The sequence below is a fragment of the Streptomyces rishiriensis genome (assembly GCF_030815485.1).
GTDB classification, from domain to species: Bacteria; Actinomycetota; Actinomycetes; order Streptomycetales; family Streptomycetaceae; genus Streptomyces; species Streptomyces rishiriensis_A.
In genome coordinates, this window is sequence record NZ_JAUSWV010000002.1 from 6724877 (window position 1) to 6737072 (window position 12196).

Annotated in this window: 7 protein-coding genes; 5 read left to right on the forward strand and 2 right to left on the reverse strand. The window is 74.2% G+C overall.

The genetic code is table 11. The features are described from left to right. Nucleotides 1–10: 10 nt before the first annotated feature. The 4 genes from QF030_RS32350 to QF030_RS32365 all read left to right on the forward strand — a co-directional run bounded on the left by QF030_RS32350 (nucleotide 11) and on the right by QF030_RS32365 (nucleotide 8066). Nucleotides 11–604: a sugar kinase gene (locus QF030_RS32350; protein ID WP_307166111.1), complete on the forward strand. Its 594-nt coding sequence runs from the start codon at nucleotides 11–13 to the stop codon at nucleotides 602–604. Between the two features lie 128 nt (nucleotides 605–732). Further along, nucleotides 733–3567 (forward strand): DEAD/DEAH box helicase, encoded by a 2835-nt coding sequence (locus QF030_RS32355; RefSeq protein ID WP_307167761.1) that lies wholly within the window; start codon nucleotides 733–735, stop codon nucleotides 3565–3567. A 1073-nt stretch (nucleotides 3568–4640) separates the two neighbouring features. Next, nucleotides 4641–6518 (forward strand): SWIM zinc finger family protein, encoded by a 1878-nt coding sequence (locus QF030_RS32360; protein WP_307166112.1) that lies wholly within the window; start codon nucleotides 4641–4643, stop codon nucleotides 6516–6518. Between the two features lie 285 nt (nucleotides 6519–6803). Next, complete coding sequence (locus tag QF030_RS32365) at nucleotides 6804–8066, forward strand: sulfite oxidase (RefSeq protein ID WP_307166113.1); 1263 nt, start codon at nucleotides 6804–6806, stop codon at nucleotides 8064–8066. Between the two features lie 90 nt (nucleotides 8067–8156). Here QF030_RS32365 and QF030_RS32370 read toward each other — a convergent pair whose 3' ends face one another. Beyond that, nucleotides 8157–9350 carry an amidohydrolase gene (locus QF030_RS32370; protein WP_307166114.1) on the reverse strand — a complete coding sequence of 398 codons (1194 nt, stop codon included), beginning with the start codon at nucleotides 9348–9350 and terminating at the stop codon, nucleotides 8157–8159. A 190-nt stretch (nucleotides 9351–9540) separates the two neighbouring features. Between QF030_RS32370 and QF030_RS32375 the strand changes: the two genes are divergently transcribed. After that, a complete protein-coding gene (locus QF030_RS32375; RefSeq protein WP_307166115.1) occupies nucleotides 9541–11004 on the forward strand; it encodes an aminotransferase class I/II-fold pyridoxal phosphate-dependent enzyme in 1464 nt (487 codons plus the stop codon). Between the two features lie 51 nt (nucleotides 11005–11055). Here QF030_RS32375 and QF030_RS32380 read toward each other — a convergent pair whose 3' ends face one another. After that, nucleotides 11056–11628, reverse strand: coding sequence for a DUF6328 family protein (locus tag QF030_RS32380; RefSeq protein ID WP_373428838.1), 573 nt, complete (start codon nucleotides 11626–11628; stop codon nucleotides 11056–11058). Between the last annotated feature and the right edge of the window lie 568 nt (nucleotides 11629–12196).

The window sequence follows — 12196 nt, forward strand, 5'->3', positions numbered from 1 at the left end:
GGGACACCGCATGACAGCATCGCTGCCCCGCCAGGCCGCACCCCCCGACGAGCCGCACCGCCCGCCGGAGGACCGCCGGCACGTGATCCGCCGCAGGGCGCTCACCCTGCTGATCATCGTGCTGCTCATCGGTGTCCCGGCCGGCTACCTGGTGATCTCCGCGAACCAGAGCCGCGACAGCGGCAAGGACAAGGAGGCGAAGTACTCGGCGACCGGCCTGACCGAGGGCTGGCCCTCGAAGGTGCAGCGCCGCCTGTACCAGGTGCCGATCCCGCACCCGTCGAACCAGGTCGCCTACTACGAGACGAACAACTGGAAGACCAGCCGGCTGTACGCCCAGTTCCAGACCACGCAGGCCGGACTCGACCAGTTCCTCGCCGAAATAGGCGTCAGCCGCGGGGAGCTGAAGAAGGGCGACATCACCATCAGCGCCCGCGACCAGGAGGTCACGGGGTGGAAGTTCACGGGACCCGGCTCGCGCCCCGGTGACGACTTCGGCATCGTCCACGAACAGAAGAACCCCAAGCCCACGCTGGATGTGGTGGTGAACACCGGCAACGCGGTCTACCCCTTCGTCTACGTGGTCTCCCGCACGGTTCCGTGACCGGCCCCGCCCCGGCCGGAACGCGGTGTTCCGGCCGGCCGCCGGGACCGATTGTCAGACCCCGCCCGTAGAGTCGAAGACGACTGATCCGACATGCGGGCGGGAGGTGGACACAAGGCATGAGCGTCATGGCCGACGGCGCGGCCGTGGCGGAGCCCGGCTCCGTCTCCGTGCGGCTCGCCGCCGTCTTCCTGCCCGCGCCTGCCCCGCGCGAGGGCCGCGTCGCCTTCTGGGACCCGGCGGACGGCCCACTGCCCACCACGGCGGACGCGGAACTCACGGAGCTCACCGTCGTCCGGCGCCACGGCTCGGCCATCCGCCGCGATCAGGCCCCCGCCCTGTCCCTGCCGCTCGACAAGGCGCTCCCGCTGCTCGTGCGGGCCCGCCGCGACCCCGCCGCCCACCCGGCGACCGCCTGCTGGGGCGCGGCCGCGCTGCACGCGCTGCGGCTCACCGCCCGTGGCCGCCTGCTGCCCGGCCTGACACCCTCGGGACACGACGCCTGGCGGGCCGGACCACTGGACCCGGAGGACATCGCGCATCTGCGCGCGGTCGCCGCCGCGCTCCCGCACGAGGGCCACGCGGTGCCGCTCCCCGGCCCCGGGCCGCTCAGGCTGCCCCGGCCCGAGGCTCTGATGCGGTCCTTCCTGGACGCCGTGGCGGACACCCTGCCCCGCACCCCCGCCGCGCCGCACGCGTGCGGGAAGCCCTTCGCGGACCGCCGGCCCCAGCGGCTGCCCGGCGCGCACGACTGGGCCGCGGAGGTCGCCGCCGGCATGGACGCGGGCGTACGGATCTCGCTCCGCCTCGACCTGTCCGCGTACGACATGTTCGACCGGCTCGACGACGGCGAGCGGACCCGCCGGGCCGGCGCCGCGATCGTCCAGGTGCACAGCCTCGCCGACCCCACCCTGATGACCGACGTAGCGGCCCTGTGGGCGGGCGAGGCCGACGCCGCGTTCGGGGCGCGCGCACGCGTGGACGCCGCGCTCGCCGTGCGGCGCGCGGCCCGCGTCTGGCCGCCGCTCGCCCGGCTCGCCGAACAGGACACGCCGGACGTCCTGGCCCTGTCCGAGGACGAGCTGAGCGATCTGCTCGGGGTGGCGGCCACCCGGCTCGCGGCGGCCGGGGTCGCCGTGCACTGGCCGAGGGACCTGGCGCAGGACCTCAGCGCGGCCGCGGTGGTCAGGACCGCGCCCGGTTCGGCGACCGACGGCACCGGCTTCTTCGAGAGCGAGGAACTGCTCCAGTTCCGCTGGCAGCTTGCGCTCGGCGGCGATCCGCTCAGCGAGGCCGAGATGGACACCCTGGCGGAGGCCCACCGCCCGGTGGTCCGGCTGCGTGACCAGTGGGTCCTGGTGGACCCGGCGCTCGTGCGCAAGGCCCGCAAGCGGGAGCTGGGCCTGCTGGACCCGGTCGACGCCCTGTCCGTGGCCCTCAGCGGCACCGCGGAGGTCGACGGCGAGAGCGTCGAGGCGGTACCCGTCGGCGCCCTGGCCGCCCTGCGCGACCGTCTCACCACCGGGGTCCACCCGGCCGACCCGCCCGCCGGCCTGCACGCCACCCTGCGCGACTACCAGCTGCGCGGCCTGGCCTGGCTGGACCTCATGACCTCCCTCGGCCTCGGCGGCTGCCTGGCCGACGACATGGGCCTCGGCAAGACCATCACCGTGATCGCCCTGCATCTGAAGCGGGAGCGCACGGAACCGACCCTGGTGGTCTGCCCGGCCTCGCTCCTGGGCAACTGGCAGCGCGAGATCAACCGCTTCGCGCCCGGCGTCCCGGTCCGCCGCTTCCACGGGCCCGACCGCAGCCTGGCGGACCTCGCCGGGGGCTTCGTCCTCACCACCTACGGCACGATGCGCTCGGCGGCGCCCCTCCTGGCCGGACAGCCCTGGGGCATGGTCGTCGCGGACGAGGCGCAGCACGTGAAGAACCCCTACTCGGCGACGGCGAAGGCGCTGCGCACCATCCCCACCCCCGCGCGCGTGGCCCTGACCGGCACGCCCGTCGAGAACAACCTGTCCGAGCTCTGGGCCCTGCTCGACTGGACGACACCGGGGCTCCTCGGTCCCCTGAAGTCCTTCCGCGCCCGGCACGCGCGCGCGGTCGAGAACGGCGAGGACGACCAGGCGGTGGAGCGCCTCGCCCGGCTGGTCCGCCCGTTCCTCCTGCGTCGCAAGAAGTCCGACCCCGGCATCGTGCCCGAGCTGCCGCCCAAGACCGAGACCGACCACCCGGTCCCGCTCACCCGCGAACAGGCCGCGCTGTACGAGGCGGTGGTGCGGGAGTCCCTGCTGGCCATCGAGACGGCGGACGGCATCGCCCGGCGCGGCCTGGTGCTCAAGCTGCTCGGCGCGCTCAAGCAGATCTGCGACCACCCGGCCCTGTACCTCAAGGAGGAGTCCGCCTCCGTCGGCGACGCCCTGGCCGCCCGCTCGGGCAAACTCGCCCTGCTGGACGAGTTGCTGGACACCCTGCTCGCCGAGGACGGCTCGGCCCTCGTCTTCACGCAGTACGTCGGCATGGCCCGCCTGATCACCGCTCACCTCACCGCCCGCGCGATCCCGGTCGACCTGCTGCACGGCGGCACCCCGGTCCCCGAGCGGGAGCGGATGGTGGACCGCTTCCAGGCCGGCGCGACCCCGGTCCTCGTCCTCTCCCTGAAGGCCGCCGGCACCGGCCTCAACCTCACCCGGGCGGGCCATGTCGTCCACTTCGACCGCTGGTGGAACCCGGCGGTGGAGGAACAGGCCACCGACCGTGCCTACCGCATCGGCCAGACCCAGCCGGTCCAGGTGCACCGCCTCATCACCGAGGGCACGGTCGAGGACCGCATCGCCGAGATGCTCCAGGCGAAGCGCGCCCTGGCCGACGCGATCCTCGGCTCCGGCGAGTCGGCCCTCACCGAACTCACGGACCGTGAACTGACCGACCTGGTCAGGCTGCGGAGGGAGGCGTGATGGCGGAGAGGGACGAATCCGGGACCGCGGCCGACACCACCGAGACCGCCGCCGGGACCACCGCTGCCGTCCCGGCCGGAGAGCAACCGGAGAAGGCCGCAAGCCCGGCCGACGAGGCCCGCCGAGCCCTGCGGGCGGCTCGGGAGCGCTCACCGGAACAGGAACCGACGCACGGTCCGACGCGCGGCTCCTCGCCAGAGTCCCCGGCGCGGCCCGGAGGCCCCGCCCCCAGACCCGGCGACGCGGCCCGAGCGGCCCTGCGGCGCACGGCGGAACGCGCGGAACGCGCGGGTGCGGCGTCGGTGGCGGCGCCCGCGTCTGTTGCGGGACCTGCGCCTGCGGCGGACACGGCGTCTGTGGCTGAAGGCGCGCCTGTGGGGGACAGCGGGTCGGTGGCCGAGGGCACGCCTGCGGCGGAGACCGCGCGTGTGGCGGCGCCCGCGTCTGTTGCGGGACCTGCGCCTGCGGCGGACATGGCGTCTGTGGCTGAAGGCGCGCCTGTGGGGGACAGCGGGTCGGTGGCCGAGGGCACGCCTGCGGCGGAGACCGCGCGTGTGGCGGCGCCCGCGTCTGTTGCGGGACCTGCGCCTGCGGCGGACACGGCGTCTGTGGCTGAAGGCGCGCCTGTGGGGGACAGCGGGTCGGTGGCCGAGGGCACGCCTGCGGCGGAGACCGCGCGTGTGGCGGCGCCCGCGTCTGTTGCGGGACCTGCGCCCGGGTCGGACACGGCGTCTGTGGCCGAACGCTCGTCTGTGGGGGACACGGTGCCTGCGGAGAACACCGTGCGTGCGGGGGACACGGCGTCTGAGGCCGAACGGCGTTCGGCGGACACCGCGCGTCCCGCGCGACCTGCGCCTGCGGTGGGCACCGTACTCGCGGCGGACACCGCGCCCGCGAACAGCACCGCGCGTGCGGCGGACACGGCACGTGCGGCAGGCACCGCGCCCGCAAGGGACACCGCGCGTGCGGCAGGCACCGTGCCCGCGGTGGACAGCGCTCCCGCTGCGGAACCCACACCTGCCGCGGACTCGACACCCGGCGAAGCTGCCCCGGCAGCCGACGCCGTTTCTCTCGTGGCTCCCGCCCCGCCGACCGAGGACCGGACGACCGAGGACCGGCCGACCGAGAACCGGCCGGTCGTGACACCGCCAGCGGAGGCCCGTCCGACGGAGCCCGCGTCGGCGGACGCCCCGGCTGTGGCCGTCGAGCCGCGCGCCGTGGGGGCCGGTACCGGCCCGCGTCCCGGGGACGTCGCCCGGGAGGCCCTGCGCGCCGCCCGCGCGGAGGCACGGCAGAGCGCGGCGGGAAGCCGGACGCGGGCGGGCCGCGGGACGGCGCGCGGCGACGGCGGCGCCCGCCCCCGTACCGACGCCCGCACCGACGCCCGCGCCGCCGAGGCCCGGCGGCACCGCGGCGCTCATGACCAGGTTGCCGCCGAACGGGCGCGTGCCGTAAGGGAGTTGCTCGCGGGCGCCTTCCGGATGCCGTCGGCGGAGACGAACGGGGCCGAGGTGGAGTCCGAGGCCGGGTTCGCTTCCGGGGCCGAGGTGGAGTCCGGCGCCGGGTTCGAGGCCGGGTCCGCTTCCGGCGACTCGAGGGCGACCGGGGGGAGTTCACCCGAAGGCGCCCCCTCCGCGACTCCCCTCAGCAGCGCACCCGCGCTGCCTCCCGAACCGTCCCGTACCCCCCGTTCCATGGCCGCTCCCGCACGGGACGGCGACCACCGCCGCACCTTCCCGGCCTTCCCGCCCAGCACCGGCGGATCCTTCGCCGGGACCTGGTGGGGCAACGCCTGGGTCACCGCCCTGGAAGAGGGCGCCCTCGACGCCAAGCGCCTGGCCCGCGGGCGCGGTTACGCGGAGCAGGGCAACGTGGACGCCATCACCGTGACCCCCGGCCTCGTGCTGGCGTACGTGCAGGGCAGCCGTCCCCGCCCCTACCGCGTACAGGTGCGGCTGCGCACCCTCGGCGGCGAGGACTGGGAGCGCTTCCTGGAGGCGGCGGTCGAGCGCCCCGGGCACATCGCCGCGCTGCTCGACAAGGAGATGCCCGAATCCCTCGCCGAGTGCGGGGTGCCGCTGCTGCCCGGCCCCGGTGACCTCGAGCCGCAGTGCAGCTGCCCCGACCGCGGCCACCCCTGCAAGCACGCGGCCGCCCTCTGCTACCAGACCGCGCGGCTGCTCGACGCCGACCCGTTCGTGCTGCTCCTGCTCCGCGGCCGGGGCGAACGCGAGGTGCTCGACGCGCTGTCCCGCCGTAACGCCACCCGCGCGGCCCGCGCCGCCCAGGAGCAGGAACCGGAACCCCTGCCGGGCGTACGGGCCGCCGAAGCCCTGGCCGAGCGCCGGCTCCCGCCGCTGCCCGCCCCGCTGCCCGTGCCCCCGCACCCCGAACAACCCCCGGCCTACCCCTCCGTGCCGAACGGCCCCGACTCCTTCGCGCTGGACCACCTCGCGACCGACGCGGCCGCCCGCGCCCACGCCCTGCTGACCACCGGCCAGGACGAGATCGGCGGACTGACCCTCTGGCGGGACGCCGTACGGCTCGCCGCGTCCCGCCCCGGTTCGGGGCTCACCGCCACCACCCGCGCCCTCTACGCAGCGCTCGCCTCCGCCGCCGGCCGCACCCCCCTCGAACTGGCACGCGCGGTGGCCGCCTGGCGGCAGGGCGGGCCGGACGGGCTCACCGTCCTGGAGGAGACCTGGGACCCGCCGGCCGGCCGCTTCGACCGGGCCCGGCCGCTCCTCCTCGCCGCCGACCTCCCGGCCTTCCGCCCGCGCCGCAACCACCTCACCCACCCCCGCGGCCACGTCCAACTCCGCTTCGGACGCAACGGGTTGTGGTACGCGTACGAGTCCGAACCGGGCGACGACGACTGGTGGCCACGCGGCACCCCCGACCCGGACCCGGTGGGCGCGCTGACCGGGCTGGGCGGCTCGGACGAACTCTGACCGCACCCGCAGCGCCTCCGCGTGCGGAGCGGCCCGACCGGTGACCGTGCTCGTGTCCGTCCCAACTCCCGGAATCCGTCCTCCCTTTCCCCGCCCGCCTCGTACGATGGCGCCCGTGACTCTCGACGACCACCGCCCCGCCCCGCGGTACCGCGCGCTGCTCTCGCGCGGCTGTTGTTGATCCTCACCTCACCCCTCTCCGCCCTCCTGCCGTGGACGCGCCGCGCCTTCTGACGCCCTGATCGCGTCCCGGTTCAGGCACCCCGCTTCCGGAAAGGCAGGCCCATGCCCACGTCTCCCACGCCCGAATCCGCTTACGACCGCCGCAGACTCCACCAGTGGCTGGCCGGGGAGGCCCGCGCCGACGGCGTCTCCCGGCGCGATCTGCTCCGCCTCGCCGCCGCCGCCGGACTCGCCACCGCCGCGGTCCCCGCGTTCTCCGCGCCGGCCGCGGCAGCGACGTCACCCGGTATCGTCAAGGCGCTCCCCGACGAATGGTTCACCGTCCGGGGCACCAACGCCGAGACGAAGTTCGCCTCCCTCGCCGGGACCGGCTACCACACCCCCGCCGACCACTTCTTCGTCCGCAACCACACAGCGACCCCCGTGCTCGACGCCGCCGACTGGACCCTCACCGTCCACGGCGACGGGCTCACCCACGCCACCCCGGTCGAGTTCACCCTCGAGGACCTGAAGAAGTTCCCCGCGGTCACCCGCTCGGCGTTCGTGGAGTGCGCGGGCAACGGCCGCAGCTTCTTCACCTCCCAGCAGGGCCAGACCGTCACCGGCACGGCGTGGACGCTGGGCGCGATCGGCACCGCGCGCTGGCGCGGAGCGCGCCTCGCCGACGTCCTGCGACGGGCGGGGCTCTCCCGTGACGCCGTCGACGTCCTGCCCCGCGGGCTCGACCCCGACTACGTCACCGCAGACGGCACGGACCTCGGCCGGGTCCGCCGTCCCCTGCCGGTGTCGAAGGCGCTCGACGACGTCCTCCTCGCCTACGAGATGAACGGCGAGCCGCTGCCGTACGACCACGGCTTCCCCGTACGCGTCCTGGTGCCGAACTGGATCGGCATCGCGTCGGTCAAGTGGGTCGGTGACATCGAGGTGTCCACGCAACCCCTCTACTCGCCCTGGAACACCGACTTCTACCGCCTGTTCGGCACCGCCCATCCGGAAGGCGGCAGCGCCCCGCTGACCCGGCAGACCGTCAAGAGCGCCTGGGAGCTGCCCTGGGACGCGAGTCTCGCGGCGGGTGCCGTGCACCGTCTGACCGGACGCTCCTGGTCCGGCGCGGGCGCGGTCGTACGCGTCGACGTCAGCACCGACGGAGGGGCCCGCTGGCGGCGTGCCCGGCTGCACGACGCCCCGCGCCGCGCGGGCTGGGTCCGCTGGTCCACCGACTGGCGCCCGTCGGCGCCGGGCGGGTACACGCTGCTGGCCCGGGCCACCGACAGCGCCGGCCGCACCCAGCCCGACACGACCGTCCCGAACACCCAGGGCTATCTGTTCGACGCCGTGGTCCGGCACCCCGTACGGGCGGTGTGAGGGCAGCGGACGTACGGCGCACAGACGTCGGCCGAGCGCTCCGGCGGGCGCCGCACGGGCGCACCCACGACGGCCGCGCCCGGATGCGGCTCAGCGTCCCGCCTCCCGGAGCGGTTTCCACGCCTCCCCGCGCAGGTCCGCGTCCAGGAGCAGGTCGGCGGCCGTGCAGGCCAGCGCGTGGGTGACGGCGACGAGTACGTCGCGGGCCCGGGGGGAGGCGGCTGCCGCGGCGAACTCGGGGGTGTGGTCGGACCCGCCGTCCATGATGGCGACGAAAGGGTGGATGGCGGGCACGCGGGTACTGACGTTGCCGATGTCCGACGATCCCAGGTGGACGCCCGGCGCAGGCGGCGTCAACTCGATCCCCGCCCCGGACAGGTGCTCGGCGAACCTGTCGGACAGCGGGCCGCTGTCACGGAAGTGCTCGTAGCGCAGCGTGGCCCGTTCCACCTCGACCCTGGTGCCCGTGGCGTGGGCGACGCCCTCGGCGCCTGCGCGCAACTGCTCGGTCAGGTCTTCCAACCCGTCGCTCGTCGCCGCGCGCAGGCCGAACAGCCCCTCCGCGTACTCCGGGACGATGTTGGTGGCCTTGCCCCCGTCGGTGACGATCCCCTGGATGTGTGAGGCCGTCGGCAGACGCCTGCCCAGGGCGGTCAGGACGTTGAACAGCTCGAGCAGCGCCAGGAGCGCGTCGACGCCCTCGGTCGGGTTGCCGGTGGGATGCGCGGAGCGGCCGTGGAAGGCCACCCGGTACTGCACCTGCGCGGTCAGCGGCGCCCGCGTCCAGCTGTACACCCCCGGGTGGAACATCAGGGCGGCGTCGACCTCGTCGAACACACCGGCCTCCACCTCCAGGACCTTTCCGCCGCCGCCCTCCTCGGCGGGCGTCCCGACAGCCGTCACGCATCCGGCCGAGGCGTCCAGCACCGTGTTCAGCGCGAGCGCCGCTCCCAGGCCGGCGGCTGCGATGAGGTTGTGCCCACAGGCGTGGCCGAGACCCGGCAGGGCGTCGTACTCCAGCAGCAACGCCACGGCGGGACGGCCGTGCCCCGAGCGGGCGGTGAACGCGGTGGGCATCCCGGCCACCCCGCGCTCGACCTCGAAGCCGGCCTTCTCCAGCTCCCCCGTCAGCAGCGCCGCGGCCCGGTGCTCGGCGAAGGCGTACTCGGGGTCGGCGTGCAGCGCGAGGGAGACCTCCCACAGCCTGTCCGCCCGTGCGGCGACCTCCGCCCGGAGCCTGTCGTGGACGTCGGCGTTCGCGTTGTCGGACGGCGTGCGGGTCACCTGGTCTCCTCGGGGTGGAAGCGGTCGTCGCTCGTGCGCCGCGCACCATCGGGTGCCACGCCCTGACGCCGCGACACCTTCGGGTTTCGACAGCGGCACCTTGGCAACACGGTCAGGGTGCTTGTACGGCGGTGAAGGCGACCGCGCTGGGAAAGCGGCCGTGCGGACCGGAACCGACTGGGAGGAACGAATGGATCACTCGCGCGTGCCCGTGCTGGAGGCGCTGGAGGAGTTCCGGCGTCGTGGAGACGTGGTCTTCGGCCCGCCAGGGCACAAGCAGGGCCGCGGCGTCGATCCGCGGGTGGCGGACATCGTCGGGCTCGACGTGTTCCGTTCGGACGTCCTCTCGCTCAACGGCCTCGACGACCGCCGCCAGTCACAGGGCGTGCTCAGCCAGGCCCAGGAACTGATGGCCGACGCTGTCGGCGCGGAGCAGGCGTTCTTCTCCACCTGCGGCAGTTCCCTGTCGGTCAAGACCGCGATGCTGGCCGTGGCAGGTCCCGGTGAGAAGCTGCTGCTGTCCCGCAACGCGCACAAGTCCGTGATTGCGGCCGTCGTCGTCAACGGCGTGGAACCGATCTGGGTGCACCCCAAGTTCGACGCCGAGCGGCATCTCGCGCACCCGCCGGAGCCCGACGACGTCCGCCGCCGCCTCGAGGAGCATCCCGACGCCAAAGGCATGCTGCTGATCACCCCCACCGACTGGGGCACCTGCGCGGACGTGGCGGGGGTGGCCCGGGTGTGCCACGAGTTCGGCGTCCCGTTGATCGTGGACGAGGCGTGGGGGGCCCACCTTCCGTTCCATCCCGACCTGCCCGCGTGGGGGATGGACGCCGAGGCGGACCTGGTGGTCACCAGTGTCCACAAGATGGGCGGCGCCATCGAGCAGAGCTCCGTCTTCCATCTGCAGTACGACCGGGTGTCTCCGGAGGCGCTCAAGCAGCGCGAGGACCTGCTCGGCACGACCAGCGCCTCGTCCCTGGTGTACGCGACGCTCGACGGCTGGCGGCGTCAGATGGTCGAACAGGGGCGCGATCTGCTCGACGCCGCGCTGCACCGTGCGGAGCGCATCCGGTCGGCCGCCGGCGACCTGCCGGGGCTGCGACCCATGGGCGGCGAGGTCGTCGAGGAGGGGTTCGCCGCCGCGTTCGACCCGCTGAAGCTCGTGATCGACGTACGGGAACTCGGAATCAGCGGCATGCAGGCGGCCGAGTGGCTGCGGGCGAACAGGCACGTGGACGTCGGCGGTTCCGACACCTGCCGGATCAGCGCCTCCATCACGCACGCCGATGACGACGAGACCGAGAAGGTCCTGCTGGACGCCCTGACCGCGCTCGTCGAGGGCGCCGACTCCATCGAGAAGCAGCCGCCGGTGCGCCTGCCGGAGCCCTCGGCCCTGGAACTGGAGCAGGCGATGCTGCCCCGAAAGGCGTTCTTCGCCCCGGTGGAGCACGTGTCCGCCGAGCGCGCCGCGGGCCGGATCGCCGCGGAGACGATCAGTCCCTACCCGCCCGGGGTGCCTGTCATCGCTCCCGGTGAGGTCATCACCGACGAGGTACTGGACTACCTGCGCAGCGGTGTGGAGCACGGGGTCCTGATCCCGGACGCGGCCGACCCTTCGGTCAAGACGCTCCGGGTCGTGGCGCGGGACTGACGAGGCTGATCAGCAGAACCCAGGCGCCGTGGAGCGGTCGGCAGGTGCTCGCTACGGGTGCTGAGCATCCCCGGGCCGCGAGCGCCGAGCGGCCCGGCGGCGCAGGCGCAGCGGCAGTACGTACCAGCACAGTCCGAACCACAGCATGACTCCGCCGACCAGCACTTCGGCCAGGACGCCCGGCACCACGGAACGCAGGATCAGCAGGAGCGTGCAGCCTATGGTCAGCGCCAGGAGGGCCATGCCGCACATCATCAAGCGGCAGGCGGCCTTCACCACCTCGTGCTTCATGCGCTGACCGGACAGGAAGCGGTGGATGCAGACGGGGGCTATGAGCGATCCCGTGGCCGCGGCGCCGAGCACCACGGTCAGGACGTAGATGGCGCGGTCCACCGTTCCCAGGCCACGGAACAGGGGAGTGAAGGCCACGCTGAGCAGAAAGCCGAAGAGGATCTGCACACCCGTCTGGGTGACCCGCGTTTCCTGCAGGACCTCGCTCCAGCGGCGGTTGACGCGCTCACGCGGCGTTTCCGGTATCTCGTCACCGGCGTCCGGACCGTGGCTGTCGCGGTGCGGGCAGCGGGCGGTGCCCTCTTCCGCCAGGTGACCCGGCTGCTCTGTCATGGTCAAGGCATCCTCCACATCCCAGGAACACCGGTTGCCCTCATGGGACCCCTTCCTACAGGTCAGGAGCGATGTCGGCGCGGCCGGTCCCGGCGGAGGCGGGAGGTGCCACGCCCTCCGGCGTCTGCGGCGCATCCTGTGGCCGGGGTGCGCGCCGATCGGTTCCTGTCGGCGTGAAGTCCGGGTGCGGACGGCTTCCCGCCGGGTAATAAGCTTCCCCGTTCACCGAGGAGCTTTCTCGTGGCCGGCGCGGATGGCCGAACGCGGCACGAGTCCCCCGACGCGGCACCAGCCGGAGCGGTGCCCCCGCTCGCCGTGACGCGCTGCGCGTCGGACGCCGTATCGGAATCCGTGCGGGCATCGGGAGGACGCCGTGGATGTCCCGGTGGACGGTGGACCGCACCACGGTTGCGCGCGCGGCACGCCGCCTGCCGGTGTTCGACGGCCATGGCACGCTCGCGCGGGCGTGCGCCGTCGCCCCGCCCCGCGGGCCGGCTCCGCACCACGACCACCGCCGTGCCTCACGTGCCTCGGACGTTTGACACCGGAAGCGCTGGGCTACCCGAAC